Below are 21925 nucleotides of genomic sequence, written 5' to 3' on the forward strand. Positions count from 1 at the left end.
TCCCCGTCCCAGAAAAATCATTTAGCGGCGGGCGCGGAGCTTTTCGTAGCCTTCGGCGAAGAAGGCGACCGTGGCGGCGTCGGACTCGGCGGCATCGGTATCGTCGGCGGGGACCACGCCGTGCTCGTCGCTCACTAGGAACAGCGCGCCCTTGAGCTGAGCGGGAATGTCCACGCGCGCGACCGGGATGCCCTTGGTCTGGGCCAGCTGCTCAATAAGGGTCGCCGTGCCGCACAGGCACTCGTCCGCCGGCGCCACAAAGGCAAGCCTCCCGTCGTTGACGGCGGCAAGTAGCTCGGGCGCCACGCCGGTCTCGTCGGCCTCGGAGCGGGCCTCGGCGGAGCGGGCACGCAGCGCCTTGGCCGACGTATCGGCTAGCGGCTCGTACTCCCCCACCGTCATGGCAGCGTTGCCGTTGATGTCGATCACCAGCATGAGTACGCCGTCGCGCGCGGTGTAATCGCCCTCGGCAAGCGACCACTCAACGTGCTGTTTGGCCCAACTGAGCATGTTATGGGTAAGCGGTTCGCCCTGCACCAGACGCTCGGACAGCGCGCGGATGTGACGGTTGAGCATGGGCACCTTTTTGTTGGACATGCGCCAGCGGCAGATAAGCGCGGGCTTGTCGAGCGTGAACTTCTCGACCGCCTCCTGATTGGCGCAAAAGTCCTCGTACGCACGCTGATCCTCGGCATTGCCAAACAACTCGGCATCATCAATCTGGGGCATGGTTGTACCTTTCGTGTTAGTCATTCCGTCCTCTTATACCAAAAAGACGGCCCTCCAAACGGAGCGACCGTCTTTTGCAGAGATTATTTTGACGATATGGTCAGGCGACCGAACAGTTTAATGGGATAGAGAAACATCCCATTAAGGGTTTTCCAAGTGCCCGAGATTGCCCCGAAAGAGGAGCGCCGCGTACTAAATGTACGCAAGCGACGGTTTGAGGGGCAAGGTCGGGTGCTTGGGAAAGCCTCTAGTGCCTAAAATGCCTAGCTCCGGTGAAGACCATCGCAATACCATGCTCGTTGCAGGCCTGGATGCTCTCGTCGTCGCGTTTGGAGCCGCCGGGCTGGATGATGCAGGTCACACCATGTTCGGCAAGCACGTCGACGTTGTCGCGGAACGGGAAGAACGCGTCGCTTGCGCAAGCAAAGCCGCCCTTCTCCACGCCCTCGCGCTCGCAGAAGTCCTCGGCGCGCTCGCAGGCAAGCAGCGCGGAGTCAACGCGGTTGGGCTGACCCGGGCCCATGCCAATGCCGGCCTTACCCTTGGAGACCAAGATGGCGTTGGACTTGACGCCCTTACAGACCTTCCAGGCAAACTCGAGCTCGGCCATCTCGGCGTCGGTGGGCTTGCGGTCGGTGGGGAACGTAAAGGTCGCGGGATCCTCGGTCACGTGGTCGACCTCCTGCACCAGCATGCCGCCGTCGATGGAGCGCAGCTCCACTTGGGCACCGTGGTCCACGCCGCCGGTAGCCAGCACGCGCAGGTTGGGGCGCTTGGCCATGCGCTCGAGCGCCTCATCGGTGTAGCTCGGGGCGATGATGACCTCGACGAACTGCTTGTTCTGGTCGGCGAAGTGCTCAACCAGCTCAAAGGGAACCTCGCGGTTGCAGGCGATGATGCCGCCGAAGGCGCTCTTGGGATCGCAGGCGAAAGCGCGGTCGTAGGCGGCCGTGATGTCCTCGGCAACGGCGGAACCGCAGGGGTTCTGATGCTTGAGGATCACGCAGGCCGGCTCGTCGAACTCGCGGACCAGGTTCCAAGCGGCGTCGGCATCCAGATAGTTGTTGTAGCTGAGCGGCTTGCCCTGGATCTGCTCGGAGCCCACGAGCGGGAACTGCGAGCTCGCGGTGTTCTCGCAGCCCTCGGCAAAACGATAGACCGTGGCCTTCTGCTGTGGGTTCTCGCCATAGCGCAGGTCGTCGACCTTTTCCAGCGAAATCTCGAGCTTGGCAGAGGTGTCCGCCACGTCGCTTGCCTGGGCGGCAAGCCAACGGGAGATAGCCGTATCGTAGGCGGCGGTAGTCTGGTAGACCTTCACCTGCAGGCGACGACGGGTGGCAAGCGTGGTGCAGCCGCCGGTCTCGCGCATCTCGGCAAGGACAGCGTCATAGTCGGCCGGGTCAGAGATGACGGTAACGCTCGCAGCGTTCTTAGCGGCGGAGCGCAGCATGGAGGGACCGCCAATGTCGATGTGCTCGATGGCGTCCGCAAAGGTGACCTCGGGGTTGGCGACGGTCTTCTCGAACTCGTACAGGTTGACGACGACCAAGTCGATCAGCTTAATGCCGTGCTGAGCGGCCTCCTGCATGTGCTGCTCGGAATCGCGGCGGGCCAGCAGCGCGCCGTGAACCTTGGGGTGCAGGGTCTTAACGCGGCCGTCCATCATCTCGGGATAGCCCGTGAACTCCTCGATGGGGGTTACGGGAACGCCCGCGTCCTCGATGGCACGAGCCGTGCCGCCCGTAGAGATGATCTCGACGCCAAAGTCATCGACCAGCGTCCGTGCGAAATCGACGACACCCGTTTTATCGGTAACCGAGATCAACGCGCGTGCGATCTTCACATCAGATCCCATGCAGTCCTCCTGTCTGGTACGCCGCCGTGCTCTGTGAGTCGGTGATACGTCGATCTGTAGCGCTCGCGCAGCGGCATTGAAAATACTGATTCAATGTAGCGCATCGAGCGCATCGATGCACCCCGCAACGGGCGCATGTGCAGAAAAAGTTTGCGCGCGGAGGGGATGGGCACGGTGAGTTCATGGAACACAGGGGCACCATAATTAGATGCCAATAGCGTGGTAGAACTGTGCTCGATATGCATCCGCAAAAGAAAGAGGCACCATGGTCTCGCGGGTTCTCTACCGACCGTTTGATACCGAAGACTTCGACGCCATCGCGCTGATTCTGCAGCAGCTTTGGCATAACAATTCGGATAACGATGAGTACAACCGCCTTGAGGCCGCGTGCGACCTCGCCTATTGCCTTTCGTCATCGACGTTTTCGCAGGTTGCCGTAATCGACGGTCAGGCGCGTGGCATTTCGCTCGCGCGTGCGGGACAGAGCTCCGGCGCCACCGTTAAGGAACATTGGATGGATACCGAACGCGCGCTGCTATCGCAGATGCGTGAGCTGGAGCCTGATGCCTGCGCCGAGTATCTCTCGTTTGTGCGTGCAACCATCCGAACCAACAACCGCCTGCTCGAGAGCAGCCCGTTGCCGCACGACAACGAGGTCACGCTGCTTGCCGTGGATCGCGATGTCCATGGCCTGGGCGTTGGCACGGTTCTGCTCGATGCCGCAGTCTCGCACCTGTCCTCGCTTGGAGCGACGAGGGCGCACCTGTACACCGACTCCAACTGCTCGTGGAAGTTCTACGAGCTGCACGGCTTTAAGCGCACGGCCACGCACCGCGCCAACCGCGAAGAGCGTCGTCACGACATGCCGCGCGAAAGCTTTCTCTACGAACTCGACCTAACAGCCTAGCCCAAGCAGCCACACCTAGTCATTTAAGAACGTCCCCAATGACTGATCCCCAACAACCAGTCATTTAAGTCTGTCCCCAATGAGTGGCCTAGGGGGTTTGTAGATAGCCGTGGTCAAAATACATCAAATATGAGTAATGTTACCTTTTTAGTGGTAGCGATTCGGGGCATTTTTGATGCTTATAGGCATGACGACCAGCTGCACGAGCTGACGTAACTCCCCAAATATTCAATAAAATGGACTCCTAACGAGAAGTACTCTCATTAGGAGCCCATTATTATGTGCAAACATATGTGACCAACGCAGCAACAGTACTCATATTTGGCATTTATTGTCCACTGCCCCTTGCGCGAAGGTCCGCAGCGGAAAGTTTGACCCGTTTCGATGCACAAAAATGGGATGAATCTTCCCTGGCAACCGCCCAGAAAGATCCACCCCAAAGCAAGCGCTCGCTAGAACGTTCCGCCGCCGCCTCCGCCGACGCCGCCGCCTCCGCCGCCCGAGAAGCCGCCACCACCGCCGCCACTCGAGCTATCGGAGCTCGAAGCCAACTCGCGGATGGTCTCGTGATACACATCGTTGAACGAATCGAGCGGAGACTCGTTGCCGTAGTGATGGTAATACCACCAGTAGCAGGGGTAGTTGTCGTAGAAATCATCGCTGTTGCGCAGGTCCGCAGGCACGGCCTCGGCCAGCTGTCGCAGCACTTCTTTCGAAACGCCCAGGGCAACGCCCATCACCAGCAGCTTGTTCCACAGCACCAGATCGCCCGGGACGGCTTCCTTTAGGCGTGTGAAATCCTCGAGCCAATGCTTGAGCGCCTTGCAGCGAGCCGCCACCTCGGCGCCCTCCGGCGTGTAACGGCGGAAGGTGCAGCTCAGGACAAAGCCCACGATCGTAACGGGGATCGAGATCATAGCGGCACCGACGTTGGCGTCCGCAAAGTCGGTATAGAACAGAGAGCCCAGGATGCCAAAGACAATGATGATGCCGAGAACCAGGCCGGCCACCATCGCAATAGTGCCATCCGATGCAATAAGCTCGCGCGCCTCCAGCTTGCCCTTAACCGTGCTCTGATAGTCCTCGAGCTTGTCGCCAACAGATGTGGTGCGCTCGCTAGCGTACTCCTCCAGCTCGCTAAACGTGCGCGAACGGACTCCGTCCTTATCGGGCTTAACGCCGGCGAAGAAGACCTTGAGCACATCGCGATCGATGCCGTCCTTCTTGGCAGCCTTCCAGGCCTCGTCGGTCACTGTGATGCGATACGTCTGCTCCTCTTTTTCGCGACGGAGCAGACCCTTCTTCTTGGTCTCGGTCGCTTCTTCCAGCTTGATCACGCGGTCGTCGGTGAGCTTCATAAGCGTGGCGATATATGCCTGATCGGGCACGTCGTTCCAGCTCATGAGAGCTGCAAGCACAGCGGGATGGTCGGCCGAGGGCACATCGCGGAAGTACTCGTCCTGGAAGAGCGGCTTGGGCTTGGGCCTGCGCAGCTTAAGCATCACGATCACACCAGTATAGGCAACCGCCACGACAACACACACCACGGCAATCGCGCCGGCAACCGCACGCGCGTGCTCACGGCGAGCGTTAGCCTCGTCGGCCCATTCCTTCTCTTCGCTCAGAATCGTCGACATGCGCTTTTCGCCCGAGACGGCAAGCTGCGGCACCCAGTCGCTGGGGAAGGCGATGCGTGCCTCGGCGAATTCGCCCTCATGCACGCAGGGAATGGTATAGGTGACCATGGGCTCGTCCGCATCGAGCGACACGTCGCCCGTCAGCGGGCCGTGGCCCCATGCGCGGAAGTTATCGCCCTTGACGGCAGCCGTCCCGGCAGCGGCATTTGCAAAGTAGACTTCCATCTCGACGTCATCGGAGTCCGCCGACCAGCCGTCGCCGACGAATTTCCAGTAAAGCTCGGCGGTATCGGCCCAGTTCATAACCGCACCGGTCATGGTGTAGCTCACGTAATAGATCGCGCTGTCGCCGCTCTCGTGGGGGCTGAACACCTTAATCCTTACGCCGTCACCGGCCTGCTCGACCGTGTAGACGCCAGAATCGCCCTTGTTCGCGCTATCGACTTTGTTAAACGCGGTGTCCTCTTCCTCGACACTCAGCACGTCAACGCCCGCCGTGCCGCCCTGCTGGTTGGTGCCCGTATTGATCTCCCAAAACACGCCGTTGATGTCGTCGTCGAAATCAAACTGGCGTCCCTCGACAACGGTCAGCGATCCATCGGCCTCGACCGTGGCACCGATATAGGTTTGGGTCATGGAGTAGCCGTCGGCGTGCGCGGCGGCAGGCAGCAGCAACAACGCAAGCGCAACGAGCGCGCAGACGGAAGCGAATCGCGCAAACAGGCGGCGCTGCCGGCTGACTTTGGCGGCGAGGGTGTTCATAGGCACATCCTTTGTCTGTGATACCAGTAACGCCATTGTCCCACGTTTACGGGCGCACATGACGAACATCTAGGCCAGCGGAGTATCAAACGGGACGAAAGTCACGCCCGCGGCCGGCACCTGGGGACGTTCCTTATCTGCCGGCAATCTGGGACACTCCTTGGCATGACCTGCGCCAGCAATAGATACCACTTCACAGCTCCGTCACAGGTGTAGCGGCTTTGTGTGGGCGCGGTGCGCGCTGATTGAGCCACCAGTCGAGGGGCATAAAGCAGTTGAGCGAAAACGGTTTGCCCCTTTCCCGTTCGCTCGAGGATCATGTCCCCCTTTTCCGCGGAAACCCCGGCAGTTGCGAAGAGCTGCCGGGGTTTCTGTTGTCTAAGGTGCCAAGTTGATGGACAGGAATCAAGGCACCGAGCCTGCGACCCGCCATACGCAATGCGAGACCTCGGCAACTTGCGGACCACAGTGATGCCCCCCATCGCGCTCCGCGCTATACTCGTCCGCATGGATATCAAAACACGCAACATAGCAACGCCCACCGCGGACGCGCCAACGACGCCGCCCGCCTCCGCCCCCGCACCTGTCGTGGGTCGTTTTGCCCCGTCGCCCTCGGGCCGCATGCACCTGGGCAACGTGTTCAGCTGCCTGTGCGCGTGGCTTTCGGCCCGCAGCCAGGACGGCAGCATCGTGTTGCGCATCGAGGACCTGGACGATCGCTGCAAGCGCCCGGAACTTGCCGCTCAACTGATTGACGACCTGGCCTGGCTGGGACTCGAGTGGGACGAAGGCCCCTATTACCAGCACGATCGCCTGGATCTGTACGAGAGCGCCTTGCGCCGGCTGCAGGACGCCGGCCTCACCTACCCCTGTTTTTGTACGCGCGCCGAACTCCACGCAGCAAGCGCGCCGCATGCCAGCGACGGCACGCCCATCTACCGCGGCGCCTGCAGAGGCCTTTCTGCCGAAGAGATCGCCCGCCGCAGTGCCCTGCGCGCCCCGGCCACGCGCCTGCGCGTGCCCGACATCGACGACCTCGCGGGCGACGTGATCGAATTCGTGGACCGCACGTACGGGGCCCAATGCGAGGCGCTCGCCACCGAGTGCGGCGATTTTTTGGTGCGCCGCAGCGACGGCGTTTTTGCCTATCAGCTGGCCGTGGTGGTCGACGACGCTGCCATGGGCGTCACCGAGGTCGTGCGCGGATGCGACCTGCTGGGCTCCACGCCGCGCCAGGTCTATCTGCAGCATCTGCTGGGACTTCCCACGCCGCACTACGCGCACATTCCGCTGCTCATGTCGCCGGATGGCCGCCGCCTTTCCAAGCGCGACCGCGATCTGGACCTGGGCGAGCTCCGCACCCGCTTTGGCACACCCGAGGCACTGCTGGGCTGGCTCGCCGGGCAAACGGGCATCGCGCCGGACACCACGCCGCGCTCTGCCGAGCAACTGGTCGAGCACTTTAGCTGGGACGTCATCCACGCACACCGGGAGAACATCGTTATGGATGAAGGGACAAGCATGCAACAGACGGCAGCCCACCCTGACGAGTGCCTCGATAGCGACATTGCCAAAGAATCAACAACGCATCTTTCACCAGAGGGGTTCGATGCATTTTGCGAAATACTCGACTCCCCCATACCTGAAGCCGCGAGCACGTTACTCAAGCGCAAGTCAGCTTGGGAGTAAATCCCTAAGTAAGCCGGTTTTGCTTCGTCACGAAGCCCATGCGCCCCATCCCTACGCAACATCCCAGGGCTGGAGTTCGTCGCCCAGGCGAACGATGCAGTCGTAGAGCACGGTGTGGCGCTCGGCCGGGTTGGCATCCCGATGAAAATGCCCGTAATACCAGCGCTTGTAATCCAAGCGGTCTTCCAGCTCATCGAAAAATGCCGTAAGCCGATCAACGGCGGGGTAATTCCAGCCGGGTGCCGGATAAAGCGTGGATGAAAGCATCCGCGTAGAGCAGGTGTGGGTGATCACGTAGTCGACCTTCCAACCCACGCTGTCGAGCTTTGCCCGCGCTTCCTCAAAGTTGCGCTCACCCGGCAGCTCCTGCGGCCACCAGCTGGAATACGGGATGCGGTATTCCTTGTCCACACTCGTGGCACCGCCCATAGTAAAAATCGTTGAGCCGTCGAGCTCAAAAACCTCGCCGCGCGTTAGACGCCGTATGGGAGAGGTATCCGACAGGCGTTGCGTCAGCCCGCCGTGCCACAACTCCATGGGGCGCTCCGCCCAATGATCGTAGCGTTCGTGGTTGCCGTCGACGAACAGCGCGGTATAGGGGCGCGACTCTAGCCAGGCAATATCGGCGCATTCCTCGACAGAAAAATCCCACGGAAAGCCAAAGTCGCCCGCGATAATCAGATAGTCGTCGCTCGTCAGACTATCCCCAAGCTCCCAATCGCGGAGCTTTTGCATGTCGAGACCGCCGTGAATATCACCCGTCACATAGACCGTCATCGGATCACCACTTCCCTCTTATAGGCTTCGAGATCGCGCTCGATCTGCTCGTCGCCCGTGACGTTGACCCACCACGGCCATTTAACGCAACATACCGGCTCGTTTACCTGCGCAAACCACAACTTGAGCTCATCCAGACTTACTGGGGCGTAGCCGTTAGCGTCCACGCCCACGTCATAGCGCAGCAGCCCCTGTCTGAGGTTGAACTTGTTGTACACGCCGCCGCAGCTGTGGATATGTCCGTGAAGATGCCACCCGCCGTGCGACATGCCCTGCCAGTCGACCATGGGATAGTGGCTCAGCACGATTTTTTGGCAGTCGATCTTGAGCACGCAAATGGGCGGCTCGACGATAAAAGCGTCCGCCACCGCAGGCTGCGTCCAGTCTTTGTCGTGGTTGCCGGGCAGCAGATGGACACGCTTGCAGACAATGCTTTTGCGCAGCTCGTAGGCATCTTGGACTGTCATCTTAAAGCTAAAGTCGCCCAGGATGTAGAGCTCATCATCCGCAGCAACCTTGCCGTTAATGTTGGCGACCATGGCGTCGTTCATCTGCACAACAGTCGACCAAGGCCTATTGCTAAACCGTAGCATGTTCTCGTGCCCAAAGTGCGTATCGCTGGTAAACCAGATCACGGGGACCCCCTAACGCTCTTGCTCGGAATAGTTGCTCGTCGTCTCGCCGAATCCGTCGGCACATCGCGCTTCGATCCGCACGATATCTTGGTAGATAAGACGATGCTTGTCATCACGCCATTCATCGTTATGGTAATGGCCAAAGAACCAGGTGCGGTAGTCAAGCCGCCCGTCGAGCTCGCCCAAAAAGGCCTGCAGCGAATCGTCGTAGAACTCGCGATTGCACTCCATGCACAGCTCGTCCGCCAGATCGGATGGTGCCTCGTGAGTCACAACATAGTCGACCTTCCAGCCCACGCGATCGAGCGAGGCACGGCAGCGTTTCATCTCGCTCTCACTCGGCATTTCCTCGGGCCACCACGTCTTTCCCTCACGGCGCCACTGCTTGTCATGGCTCGCGGCGCCACCCATGGCGAGCACCGTGTTCCCCGCGATGTCGAACACCTTGCCGCGCATCAGGTGCAGCACGTGCGGGCGAGCCTCGTGAACGAGGCCCCCATTCCACTCTCGAATCGGCAGCCCCGCCAGCAGATGATGGTTCTCGTGATTGCCGTCGACAAAGCACGTGGTCCAGGGCTTGGACTCAAACCAATCGAGCCAGTATTTGTCGGTGTTCGAGCCGCTCCATATAAAACCAAAGTCGCCGGCAACGATCACTACGTCATCGCGCGTTAGCGTTCGACCCAGTGACCAAGCGCGCGACGAGAAGCGGCTCGCCCCGTACTCGGCAACACCGTGAACGTCTCCGGTAACGAAAATGGACATCAAGCGGCACCTCCGTGCTGTGCGACTCTAGACAAATCGATGGCAGAAATTGCGGATCAGCCCCGGCATCCGCACCCCTTAGGGCTTACCCCTCGTTCTTCCATCCAAACGGATCAAACACCCAAAAAACTAGATCGAGCACACTGTTGGCGGGCAGCATGTTGGGCAGGGCGTCTTGCCTCGCTTGAGTGCGGCCGCTAATGGTACGCTGGTTTTAATGGCGTTTTGAGGAAGGCTTTTGCACCCCGTAGAACGGTGGTAAATCTTGCCGTTCTTAGTGACGATTACCTTGATTTTTGAGGTATCCACACTGCGGGGCTCGATGGGCGCAGCCACCTCTTGACGAGCTGGCGCTGTTTTCCAAGGCTTGCCTCTCGAAAAACCAAAATCGCAGAATCGATTGATATAGCTGTCGAAACATCCATCGAACAGCAACCCCGTTGCCAGACCCGCCATGAATCCGCAGGCGATCGCGGCCTCTCCTCTTATTTGCATATATCCCTCCTTAATCAATCTTGAAGAAAAAGGCGGCGCGCGCCGCAGAGCCCATGCCCCTGCGGTGCGCGCCAAAAACAGCGCGCTTCCCTGTCCCTAACGGATCAGCTGGCGGCGCTTATCGGACAGGAATACGCCGGCGGCCACCAGGACCGTGCCGCCGATCACGAAGGTCTCACCCAGCAGCTCGGACGCATCGCCCGTGGCGGGCATCGCCGTCTGCCAAGTCGTGGCCTCGGTCTTTGCCTCCGCATGCTTGGCCTGGTACGTCACTTGCGTGACGGGCTGGGTCTGCTCGCCGTTTCCGCGGTCGGCGGCCTCTTGGCGAGCGATCTCGGCGTTAAGCTCGGCAATAGCCTGGTCGAGCTCGACCTTGGCGGCGGTGTAGTTGGCGAGCGCCTCCAAGTATGCCGGCGCCACGGCATCCGTCGCAGCCACGGCGTCATCGAGTTCGGCCTTGGCGGTCGCGGCACGCTCGGCGGCATCGTGGGCCGCAGCGATCTTGGCGTTAAGTACCTCGTCCGCATCGTCAGTGCTGCCGTTGACAATGGCTTCGGCAATATTGATTCTGCGCAGGCGGGCAACCGCGGCGGCAGAGGCGTCGCGCGCGACAGTCGCATCCACCACGGCATCGTCAGCCTCCACCACGTCATACTCGGCATCGCTCACGGCCATCGCCGCTGCATCGAGCGCGGCATCGGCAGTCGCTTTGTCCCCAGTGGCCTTGGCAAGTGCTGCGGCGGCATTCTTAAGCTGAGAGGCGCGGGCGGCAGCTGCATCAGATTTTGCCTGAGCCGTTGCCACGACGGCGTCGGCATCGCTTGCAGCCCGCTGCGCCATATCGAGCTCCACCTGAGTGGCAGCAGCATCGATGCCTGCCTGATCGGCATCGCCTTGGGTGGCAAGAAGTTCGGCCTCCGCCTCGCGCTGATTGGCACGCGCGCTTTCGAGTGCAGACGACGCCGCATCAAACGCACGCTGAGCAGCGGCGATATCGGCTGAGTACGCCGCTAGCTCATCCTGGGCCGCGGCAAGTGCATCCCGTTTGTCGCCAACACCGGCACGAGCGGCGTCCAGTGCGCGCTTGGCAGCAGCCACCTTGCCCTTGGCAATGTCGAGCTCGCCAGACTTGGCGGCCACGGCGTCCTGCGCTGCTGCAACAGCGGCGTTGGCAGCGCTCAAATCGGCGCGGGCATCGCTGACGGCACGCGCGGCGGCGTCAGCTGCAGCCTGCTTTTGCGCCACGGCAGCCTGGGCCTCCGAGGCCTTGGTTGCCGCGACATCAACGTTAGCGGCAGCGCGCTCAACCTGGGTTTGCTTTGCTGCAACGGCCTGCGATGCTGCACTCACCTTGCTGCCGGCATCGTCGGCAACGCCCTGCGCCACAGCAAGCTCCTTGCGTGCCGCATCCACGCCCTGCTCGGGATTTGCCAACGAGTCACACCACGCATTCAACGCAGCCTCATACTCTGCAACCGTCATCGGATTGAGGTTATACGGCTTATACCATTGACCAGAATATACAAATGTTTGCGCCTGTGTACTCCCGTACAGCGTCCCTCGCGTGCAAACGCCCATGCCCGTCACGGTGTAATCGGGGTTGATCACGTTGATGTAATGTCCGACCGAAGGGTTTGGTCCACCGTGCAGTGCGGCGTAGTTATCAATCTGGGAGCTATGCGCTGTATAGAAATCGTAAGCGGCCTTTCCCGTAAGGCCCGACGCGCCCAGCGAGGCGGCGGCAGCATCAAAGATGGCCTTCTCCTGATCGACCCACTGCTTAAACGGATTGCTTCCGTAGTTCCACGCCACATTCTCGCCCACGTTAAACTGCTGAGCGTGCGCGACCTTCGTATCGGAGAAGTTCGCGTCGGCGATGGCGGTCGCCATCATGGCATATGTCACCTTGAGCTCGCCTAGGCCAACGCTTGCGCGATACTCGTTGCACGCTTTGAGCCACACAACCGCCTGCTTCATATTGGTCAGGCTCGTCGCGTCGACTTCCTCGCCCACCTTGTTGTAGCCAGCGAGTTTGCAGTTGAGGATGATATCCGCCGCATCGTCGGCACCCACACTCTTAAAGAATGCGATGGCACCCTGGCGGTAGTTCTCCGCCGATGCATTCGCCGTTGCCTGAGCGGCATCGAGCTTTGCCTGGGCCTGAGCCACAGCCTGGTCGGCCTGCTGCTTTTGGGCCTTCGCCTGATCGAGCGCCTTGTCGGCAGCGTCTTTCTCGTCCTTGGCCGCCGAAAGCTTGGCCTGGGCATCGGCCAGCTCCGTGAGCGCACTGGCATGATCGGTCTTGGCCTGGTCAAGAGCGGCGTCGGCAGCGGTCTTGGCAGCAGCGGCGGCATCCAGCTTTGACTGGGCATCGGCAGCGGCCTGCTGCTGATCGGCAACTGCCTGCTGAGCAGTCTGAACCTCGCCCTCGGCGGCGGCAACGTCCTGCTCAGCGGCAGCAAGCTCGCTCTCGCACTTCGACTGCGCGGCCTTGGCGGCCGTCAGCGCTTCGGACGCAGCAGCCACCTTTGCCTTGGCGGCCTCGTACTCCGGGCCCGCGGCGCCCTGCTCGGCTCGATCCAGATCGGCCTTGGCCGCGTCATAGCTCGTCTGCGCGGCATCCACGTCCGCATCTGCCGCGGCCTTTGCCTGCTGAGCTGCCGAAAGCTTGCCCTGCGCGTCCTGCTGCTTGGCAGCGGCGGCAGTGGCAGCGTCTTGAGCATCCGAGAGCTTGGCCTGCGCATCAACGACCTGCTGCTTCGCCTGTTCCAGGTCACTCGCAGCCTGCCCTGCGGCAGCCTGGGCGGCAGCTACAGCCTCGGGCGTAGCATCGGATGCAGCAGCCTGTGCGGCCTCAAGCGCAGACTGGGCATCACGGGATGCCCTCTGGGCAGCAGTCAGGGCTTCATCCTTGTCCGCCAGCTCCTTCTTGGCAGCATCGAGCGCAGCCTGAGCGTCCTCAAACGCCTTGACATCCTGATCGGCCTTGTCCTGCGCAGCGCCCAGCTGCTTTTCCAGCTCGGCCGAAGCAGCGGAGGCCGCGCTATCGCTCGCACCGCGGGCCGCGTCATAGGCGCCCCGCGCCTGCTGCTGGTTGACGGCGGCAGCATCGTAGGGAGCGGCAGCCGCTTCCAGATCGGCCTTGGCGGTAGCAGCTTTAGCGCGCGCCGCATCAACTGCAGCCTGCAGGTCGGCGACCTTTTGCGCTGCAGACACGGCACCCGCGCCAGTACCGGCGGCCGCAGTACTCGTCAGCGGCGACATCACCGCAGCCGTTGCACCCGTGGCGCCAACGCCATCCGCATCCTGTGCCACCGCGACCAGGGGCGACAGCATCGAGCCGCCCGTCATGGCAATCGTCGCCGCAGCAACCGTCACCACGCGTCCAGCCGCCTTGGCCTTACCCAAAGCCTTGCCGTCCATGTCCTTGTTCATATTCTTGCTCATTGTCGATTCCTTCCCACGGTGAGCCGTTGTTTGACACAGATAGTCGATCCAACTTGCCCCATTAAAAAGAGGTGATAACGGGGTAATTAAATTGAGCGATTTGAATCGCGGCGAACCTGGCATTCGCAAAAGCCAAACTCATAGTTCCGCTCGCGCTCAATCTCATCCAAATACTCGAGATCTTCGCCACTTGGCGCCTCTTCACCTAGGCATACAGGCCAGTTCTCTGTGCGAGAACGGTCAGTACGGCCATAAATGGTCTCGAGATTAATGAAATCGATATTGCCGTTGTTAAAGGAGAAATTGCTGGTGCTCATGCTCAAGTCCCGTCCACATAAACTCAAATTGCTGTGCTTGGCCTCTTTTAGAGACCCCATCTCATACGCTATGACTGTAGTATATGCGCTCTGCTTGCATGTTGCAAGAACATTTTTATTTTTCTAGCGCTTATAGCTAATCTGTTTCCTCACGAGCAAATACCAGGCTCCCCCGCCGCGCCCTCACGCGCGGCACATTCGTTGAGATACTTCACCGGAATCGGCCACCTGGAGGGAGCTCCGTGGCGCGAAAGCCCCACATTGACCAGCTGAACCAGCAGCTCGGACAGATCGTCGCCTTCGAGCACCTCAATCGAGCGCACATGAATCGCCGTCGCCAGGTCCTCTTTGGTGCCGTTGTTGACGCCGACAAAGTAGCAGGTCATCCCTGCGCGTTCGAACGTTCCAATGCCGTAATAGGGCGAGTTGTAACTCTCGAAAAACTCCTTCTTACGACCCGCCTTACCCGTAAGCTGGTAATCGCGCACCAAGTTCACGAAGTCGCTAGAGAAGGTCGTCAAGCCCGTATCCCGCACGCGTGCGAGCATAGCGCGTCCGCCCGCCCGCACGTCAAAGATATAGGCGTCCTTGTCGAGCTTACCCTCGACCGTCAGCAGCTCAAGCTCCATCTCGTCCACGGGACCGTCCTCGATCGGATGTGAGGCGTAGTCCATGGCCCCGTCCGCACCGATCGTCAACGTCGCAAGGCGCTCATCCAGCTCAACCTTATCCTTCTCCTTACGCGGAACATTGACCACGCCGCAGACCGTCACCGACCCAACGCCAAAAGAGCCAAGGTCAAACGCCCTCACCCGTCCGTCGGCAACATCTTGCTTAACCAGCAGCTCTTTGAGCATGGCCCTCAGGATCCCCTCCTGTGCGCCGCGCACCTTTGCATTCGACGCCGCCTTAAACAGCGGCTCGCACACATCCGGCGTCACATGCTGTTCCACCACCCCAGCGTGCAGGGCATAGCCATCGTTCTCGGCAACCTCGTTAGGCACAACAACCAGATTCCAAGCCAACGGATCAACAACTCTGCCGTCATACGACGCGCGCACATCCCAGGAGGTATCGCTGAGTCGATCGGCGAGTTTGCGCGCGACCCCGGCAAGCCCTTTGCGCGCAAACGACACCACGACCCGCTGCCCCACCGAACGTTCCGCAACCACGCGGGCATATTGCTCGCTTTTCAAAACCTCGTAGAAGCTCTTACGCGGATACTCTCTGAGCGACACCTGGGCAAAATCGCTGTACCGACGCTCAAGAATCTGCAGCTCTCGGTACAGGATGCCCTTCTTGGTATAGGCGACCTTTTCCGCTTGGGCCGAAAACGTAAGATCACGGCGCTTGGACGGCTTATCGCCCTTGGTGCGGCGCAGGATGTACTCGTCACGTTGTCCGTGAGCCAGCACCACCGAAGCCACGGGCGACAGCCTGTAACCAACCTGGCTGTTAATCTTCTCGAGCTCCTTCTTGTCGCCTGCCGCACGACCGATGAGCACCCGTCGCTTGGTAAACGTTCGGATCTTAAGTTCGAAGGTGCAATCCTCGTTGATAACGGTCTCGACCGTCTCAATCTTGGCAGGGCCCGTTCCAGCTTCCTCAATGGCGTCGTGGCGAGCACCCTTGGCGCTTACAACATACAAGTGCCCCGTATCATTGGGAATCTCGTCCTCGATCCCCTCAAATTGCGAGCACGAGTTGAACAGCAGACGCAATGCGATGTAATCATCCAGCTCGTTCCAATGAGTTTTAATCGGAACCATTTGCTCATGGTCGAGCGAAGCGCTCAGGTCACCCGTCTGCGCGCCCGCCTTGACCATCAGAAAGACGCGGTTGTCCTCGAGCTGCGTAAGCGCGACGACCTTACCTGTCTGGCACACATCGACCATAAAGTTTGCCACGGCATGCTTGTCCGCATCGCCGACGTTGCACCAAAAGACCGAGTAGCGCTTCTCGGCAGCCGCGGCATCGAGCTGCAATACGAGCTCGGACACAGCGATGTCTCCCAGACCACACGGCTGGTTATGCTTCGATTGCACGGCCGATCGCCTCCATCATCTCCAGGTTGATTGCTCCATCAGTTGCCATATAGGGGAAGGAGAACACCATCCCCTCGTCATCGATTGGCTTTTGGCGGAGCTCCAGCGCCGCCTCGTCAGCCAAAACATTGACGATCAGCAGCCGCTTCGCCCCGACTTTTTGAGCCTTTGCCTTAAAGCGCTCTGCGTCCGTAGTCTCGCCGCCGCTGCGCCTGTAGGCCTCGTAGGCGCCGATGCGATAGTGCTTAAAGTCGATCCACACCCCGGTCTTGTTGCCGGCGGCATCGAGCACCTCAAAATCGCCGCCCGTCTCGGCATGGGCAGCGTCACCACGCGCAAGCAAATACCGGCCATCGTAATACGCCTCGAAGATGGCCCTACCGGCAGACTCTCCCAGTTCTCCCAGATACACCGCCTGGAACATATAGGGCGTCATGTGCGCCGTCGCCGCCGGTTGCAGCATCGCGGGCACCCCGTCGCGCGACCAACGCTCGCGCACCTCCCGAATCGACAACAGCTCGGGCACACGGGCCGCCGTCTGGCTTACCTGGCGAACCTTTGCGCCCTTAAAGCCCTCGTTATAGCGACAGCGCTCCTCCAGACGGGCGGCAATCTGCTCGACAGGCTCACCGTCGTAGCTGGGGAACCCAAAATGCGGCACCTTGCACGCTCCGCCCTGCGCATACGCATAGCCACTCGCAGCGAACGGCATGTGCAGCGCAGAGCTTTTGCGTGCAGGATAATGCGCGAGATCCTCCCATGGCAGGCAAAAATGATGCAGATAAAAATCGCGCTCGTCATCGAAAGCGGCCAGATCTTCCTCGCGCGCATCGAACGAGGTAACCTTCCACGCCAGCTTTTCGTGCTTCTCTTTCGCCAGGTTATTCCTAAAGGCAGCAAGGTTCTGCTGCTTGCTGGCAGCGTGCTGCTTCTTGTCCGCCATGTGATTGTTGACGGCCGCACAGGCGCCAACCACCTGCTCCAGCTCGTAGCCCATCGGCAAATCGTGCAAGAACGAAAAATCGCAATCGGCGGTGATTTCGCGATCGAGCATCACCTGCACGTGCGGCATCTTTACGCTCGTACGCATCAAGCGACCCACGGCCTGCGCCACGATGCGAGCGCCTTCGACCTGGTAAGAGAGGGTGTCGCGCACCGGCAGTTTTCCACCGACGCCCGCCAGTACCGTGCGCACGCGATGGCGCTTCTGGATAAACGGAATCTCGCCGCGCGCCACGAGCTCCTCCTGTTCGACCACGCCAAGCAGTGCCTGCTGGTCAAACTTCTTTGAGCTAATATCGACTCCCCAGGTCAAACGGCTCGTAGGCGACTCCACGTACAAAAAATCGAGGTCCATCTTGGGGTGTCGCTCAGCGTTGTCAAAACCACAATCGACCTGGCGCACCGCGTCACGCAGGCTCTCCGGCACCTCGTATTTAAGATTCTTGGAAAAGCCACCAGCGGCAAGGTTGATAAACATCAGGGTCGGCTCGCCATTCTTCAGACGTTCCTGAGCGGCGCGCCAGCCCTCCTCCCAGCCGGAGGCATTAAAGCACGGAACCATATCCTTGGCCTCCTCGAGCGACTTCTCGTACGACGCCTCGGGGTGCTTAACGTTCCTAATCACCAGTTCGGCAACGATTTCTCGGGCAAGATCCAGCGCCAAACTATTAAAGTCGCCATGGTTTCCCATGTGTCGTGTCGTAAAGATGGCTCCCGCCTGCTGCTCACTGCGCGCCACGCCACGCGCCCAGGCGCTCACGGCAACGAGCGTCTTGCTCAGACGCTTTAGTTCAAACTCGATGCTTTCGGCATCGCTCGTGGTCACCCTGTCGGCAATCTTTCGGCGAAGGCACACCGCAAGCCCTTCGCTCACGCCAATCTGGTCAAAGAATTCCATCGCACACTCGTACACCTCGTCGGGCGACACGATACCGCCGCCATAGGCGCCGCCGGCCACGGCCGCCATGCCGGCAAGCTTCTTGGACTCGTCGACCCAAACGACGTCGACGTCATACACCGTTGCCGCCTGCTTGTTGAACAGCCTGGTCTGTCGCACGATCTCCTGGTTGAGCTCGCCAATCCAAGCATCTTTACGAACCACGCCGTGCACTTCGTCCAGATAATCCAGGTCGAAGTTCTTAATGGTCGGCGCATTCCAGGTGGCGCTCATACATACGCAGGGAGCCTTGGCGGCAATGGACGCCAGATACGCCTCGGGCATGCGCTCAATGCCATGATTGGTCAGGTACGTGGTTAACATATGGTCGATGGTCGTTTCCATCACCAGGTAGTTAACACCGCGTGCGTATATCGAATCGTCAACGGCATCGATCTCGTCGTTCTTGCGATCCTTAAAGAACAGCGCCTGCATCAACGAATTCCAGAAGTTTTTCTCGTTGGTCTGTTCGTTCCTAACACCCAGAGCATCGATGATGTTCTTGCGCGAAAGATCGTCCTTGTACGAAATGCTGCCGTAGTACAGCTTGTCCATAAGCGTGGCGCAGCGGGCAAGATGGCCCACCACCATCCTGACGAGGCCGCGCGCACGTCGCACCGCCTTGTTAACGGTCTGCTGCTCGTCCGCCCCACATGACGTAATCATATTGCGGTTGCGGCGAGCATCGAACTCATAGCGCAAGGGTTTCGACAGGCCATCGCCCACCGAGACATCGTCGTTGCCAAACAGGCGACGACCGGCAAGCTGCTCGTCTTTCGCCTCGTCAGACAGGGCAAAAGGCTGCTGCAGCTCCATATCCTGAATACACGCAGCAATCATCTTTTGAATACGCTGGGCGCCCTTGGCAATCTCTTCGGCAGTCTCCTCGACACTCGCTCGCGAAACCTTGCCCGTTGCCGCATTTGACCCCTCGTGCTCGTCCGAGGTTGAGGCGTGCGTATAGACCGCCATCCACTGGTCTCGATTTCCCAGCAGCAAAGGATCCACCACGCCACCATTAAAATGACGGTCAAGGATGCGCAGCATCTCATCGGGCTGGAATTTCATATGGTCCGCCGCCAGCATCGACAGCATGTCGGCCTTCGCATGGTCGATCTCGTCAAAGATAAACAGGCACTCGTCGGCAACCGTTGCGTTAAAGAACACGACACCCGCGCCCGTCACCGTATCGATTCTATTGACGAGTTTTTGCGGCGTGCACGCGATCGCATGCGGCATGCGCTTATCGTTAAGCAATGCCGAGGGCCAAATCTGGGGAATCACCTCAAAGCCATGCGTGATGCTCTGACGTCCACGACTCACCGCTCGGCGTAAGCTCGCGTCTGCCAACGCCAGCTTATCCCACAGCCCTGGAGTGAGGCGGTCGACGACACTTCCCAGACGCTCCTTCTTGTCCAAAATGCCCAAAAGATCATCAGCGATCTCCATCGCGCTGTTCCACGCGTGCATAATGTCGCGAAGAACGACCTCGTCCTTCGCTCCAAAGGGGCAAGGAATGTCACGCGGCCTCATGCTGCCCTTGCCAAACGCGGTGTCAATCCAGTTTGTGATGTTCTCCCCAGCACGCGGAAGATCGAACACCATGCGTGCCGCTTCATCACAACTCATGCCCTGGCCAGCCAACAATTCACGCACGCTTGCAACATAGTTGTCGCGATTGTCTTTACCCGGAACAACAAACACCAAGGTACGGCGGCCGGGACACTTGTTAAAACAGCCCGACTCATCCCAGCCACCGGCGATCAGGTCCGCCGTGACCTGTTCGGCCGTGTAGTTTTTGCCCGAGCCCGTCGTGGCACCCAAAAAGTACAGGCCGTTGTTGTCCTGATCCTTAGCGTCGTTCTGGTCCTGGGGGACAAACAGCGCACGCTCAAAAAACTCGCGCATCGCCTTTTGGCGCGCAAGATAGGGGACAAGTTCCTTGTCGCTCGCAGACGACGGATTCGATTGACAGCTCAGTTCCCACGTAGCCATGGTCAAACCTCCGATTTAGTTGTTGCATGTGTTGAATATCATCCCGTGCGGACAAAAACTCACGCAGGGCGGTTGAGCGGCATCCATGCCGCTTGAGAAAAGAAAGGAAAGAGAAGCAGTCGGCGACTACTCGCACGAAGCGAGCAGCTTCTCAAGATCGCATTCCAACGCCTCGCGCTCCTCAGCGTCGATCACCGCGAGGGCGACACGCATCAGGGACACATCGGCGGCAAGCTCCTTTACCTGGTCGGGACGCTTGCTAAAGTGGTCGTAAATCCGCAGGGCCTCCCCGGCCGCCAGGTACTGCCACTTTTCCAACGAAGGCTTTTCGGACCTGCTCATGGCATCGACCCACTCGCCAAGACCCTGAAAACCGTTGCCCGTAGTCGTGCCGTTCATAACCACATCGAGCGGGCTCAGCAAGCAATCGGGCGTTTTTTTGTACACCAATTTGGTGAGCATAAGCACCTGGGCAAGGTTGCGATACTTGTCCTGATCGGCATAGAGCACGTCGTTGTAGCAGGCGCACGCCTTAAGCAGCTCGTGGGCGGCAATGCGCTCCGGCCCATCAAACGGAACGCCGCGCAACAACACCCCAGCAAGATCGAATGCCTTGCCGCCCTGCACGATCTTGTCGAGCGCCGAGCCGTCCACCAAATCCGCCAGCCAAGCAAACTCAGGCTGATACGGCTTATGCTCATCCTCGTCCTCATGCTCCATCCAGTTGTTCACCAGCGTCAGGGCTTCAATCTCCCTCCCGTTCAGAAAGGGCGAATTCTCCCCCATCTCTTCCTGCAAAAAGCCCCGCGGCTCATGAGAGCGCTCGTACGCAACCGCAAGTTCCCCGTCGCTCACGACCAAGGTCGCACGGGAAATATAGGTATCTTCCCGCATGTCCCTCCAGGCGTACATCATAAGGGGACGCAGCTGACGGAGCATGCCGCGCGCGCCGGCACCTTCCTTAACCGCGCGCTTCGCCGCAAGGCGAGCAGCATCTGCCATCAGCTCCATCTTGGCGCCATTTCCCATCATGTTGTTGTACTTGGGCAGGTACTGTTCATACGCAATCTGGACCAGATCGTCCACGCTCAAGACGTTAAAGTTAATCACCGAGCCAATGCGCCCGCACAGCTCGGACATAATACCCCAAGTCTCAACATCCTCGATGGTCGCACTGTCTCGCAGCTCGTTTGCCGATTTTGCGGCGGTGCGCACGGCGGCATACGAGGATCCGAAGCCGACCGTGGTGCCAGACTTGTCACTCAGGCGCTTGCGCACCAGAGCATCCAAGCCCATAAAGGCGCCGCCCAAAATGCAAACAACCTGATCGAGGTTGAGCGTCTTAATAGCCGCACTCTTGGAGGTATCACATTCAAACGGCATCTCCCCGCCTTCCAAGAGCTTAAGGAACGACTGCGATGGACTAAAGCTCGATGCAACTTCGCCCCCATCGGGCTCGGCACGAACCGCCTTGTCAAACTCGTCAAAGAGCACCAAGCAAATTTCGCCGGGATTGGCAGCCTGATAGTCCGCGACCTGCGACAGGCAGTTGCTCATGCTGGCACCGCGCCAGCCCTCGCCCGTCATGGTGGAGACATCGAACACGAACAGCTTGAGCCCCGCGGCATCCGCCACGGCTTTGATGGTGTGGGTCTTTCCCGTACCGGTAGAACCCATCACCAAAATGGCAGCGGGCGAAAGAACGTCGCGCGGGTCGGCGCCGCGTGCCAACATCACGCAGCGGTTGACCTCAAAGCTCAGCGCCGTCACAAAGGCCTCCAAGCTTCCTTCGTGGCCAATAACACTCTGACGCGTCTGCTCCACCAGACGCGTAGGCGCAATTCGATTGAGCAAGTCCTGGTAGCGATCGATGTTTCGATACTGCTTCTGAGTCATGGGCGCCTTCCTTTCCATATTGGTTTTCTTTCCTT

General features: G+C 59.9%; 14 protein-coding genes. 2 read left to right on the top strand and 12 right to left on the bottom strand.

Annotated features, from left to right (window positions below; genetic code table 11):
• Positions 1 to 21: 21 nt before the first annotated feature.
• On the bottom strand, positions 22 to 729 hold the full coding sequence (locus tag DW899_RS01890; RefSeq protein ID WP_233524937.1) for a hypothetical protein: 708 nt from the start codon (positions 727 to 729) through the stop codon (positions 22 to 24).
• 247 nt (positions 730 to 976) lie between these two features.
• Positions 977 to 2584, bottom strand: a complete 1608-nt coding sequence (purH, locus tag DW899_RS01895) for a bifunctional phosphoribosylaminoimidazolecarboxamide formyltransferase/IMP cyclohydrolase (protein ID WP_117799809.1) — start codon at positions 2582 to 2584, stop codon at positions 977 to 979.
• Positions 2585 to 2849: 265 nt separating this feature from the next.
• Between purH and DW899_RS01900 the strand changes: the two genes are divergently transcribed.
• Entirely contained in the window at positions 2850 to 3491 is a 642-nt protein-coding gene (locus tag DW899_RS01900) for a GNAT family N-acetyltransferase (RefSeq protein WP_117746832.1), read from the top strand.
• 452 nt (positions 3492 to 3943) lie between these two features.
• Here DW899_RS01900 and DW899_RS01905 read toward each other — a convergent pair whose 3' ends face one another.
• Positions 3944 to 5890: a DUF2207 domain-containing protein gene (locus DW899_RS01905; RefSeq protein ID WP_158566547.1), complete on the bottom strand. Its 1947-nt coding sequence runs from the start codon at positions 5888 to 5890 to the stop codon at positions 3944 to 3946.
• A 507-nt stretch (positions 5891 to 6397) separates the two neighbouring features.
• Between DW899_RS01905 and gluQRS the strand changes: the two genes are divergently transcribed.
• Complete coding sequence (gene gluQRS / locus DW899_RS01910) at positions 6398 to 7579, top strand: tRNA glutamyl-Q(34) synthetase GluQRS (RefSeq protein WP_369832230.1); 1182 nt, start codon at positions 6398 to 6400, stop codon at positions 7577 to 7579.
• A gap of 51 nt (positions 7580 to 7630) precedes the next feature.
• Here the strand turns inward: gluQRS and DW899_RS01915 are convergent, their stop codons facing one another.
• From DW899_RS01915 to DW899_RS01950, 9 genes are all read right to left on the bottom strand, one after another.
• The gene (locus DW899_RS01915; protein WP_117799811.1) at positions 7631 to 8356 is read right to left on the bottom strand and encodes a metallophosphoesterase; all 726 of its coding nucleotides are present in this window, start codon (positions 8354 to 8356) and stop codon (positions 7631 to 7633) included.
• A complete protein-coding gene (locus tag DW899_RS01920) occupies positions 8353 to 8991 on the bottom strand; it encodes a metallophosphoesterase (protein ID WP_117799812.1) in 639 nt (212 codons plus the stop codon). The genes DW899_RS01915 and DW899_RS01920 overlap by 4 nt, the downstream gene beginning before the upstream one ends.
• 9 nt (positions 8992 to 9000) lie before the next feature.
• A complete protein-coding gene (locus tag DW899_RS01925; protein ID WP_117799813.1) occupies positions 9001 to 9756 on the bottom strand; it encodes a metallophosphoesterase in 756 nt (251 codons plus the stop codon).
• Between the two features lie 129 nt (positions 9757 to 9885).
• Positions 9886 to 10326: a hypothetical protein gene (locus tag DW899_RS01930; RefSeq protein WP_147349712.1), complete on the bottom strand. Its 441-nt coding sequence runs from the start codon at positions 10324 to 10326 to the stop codon at positions 9886 to 9888.
• 21 nt (positions 10327 to 10347) lie between these two features.
• On the bottom strand, positions 10348 to 13698 hold the full coding sequence (locus DW899_RS01935; protein ID WP_158551204.1) for a CAP domain-containing protein: 3351 nt from the start codon (positions 13696 to 13698) through the stop codon (positions 10348 to 10350).
• Positions 13699 to 13784: 86 nt separating this feature from the next.
• Positions 13785 to 14015, bottom strand: coding sequence for a hypothetical protein (locus DW899_RS10435; protein WP_117797533.1), 231 nt, complete (start codon positions 14013 to 14015; stop codon positions 13785 to 13787).
• Positions 14016 to 14164: 149 nt separating this feature from the next.
• Positions 14165 to 16060: a hypothetical protein gene (locus tag DW899_RS01940; RefSeq protein ID WP_117799815.1), complete on the bottom strand. Its 1896-nt coding sequence runs from the start codon at positions 16058 to 16060 to the stop codon at positions 14165 to 14167.
• Complete coding sequence (locus tag DW899_RS01945; RefSeq protein ID WP_147349713.1) at positions 16044 to 19994, bottom strand: hypothetical protein; 3951 nt, start codon at positions 19992 to 19994, stop codon at positions 16044 to 16046. Before DW899_RS01945 ends, DW899_RS01940 begins: the two co-directional genes overlap by 17 nt.
• 126 nt (positions 19995 to 20120) lie before the next feature.
• Positions 20121 to 21890 (bottom strand): AAA family ATPase, encoded by a 1770-nt coding sequence (locus DW899_RS01950; RefSeq protein WP_158566548.1) that lies wholly within the window; start codon positions 21888 to 21890, stop codon positions 20121 to 20123.
• Positions 21891 to 21925: the final 35 nt, after the last annotated feature.

It is taken from the genome of Collinsella sp. AM41-2BH (genome assembly GCF_003468085.1).
Taxonomy (GTDB): domain Bacteria; phylum Actinomycetota; class Coriobacteriia; order Coriobacteriales; family Coriobacteriaceae; genus Collinsella.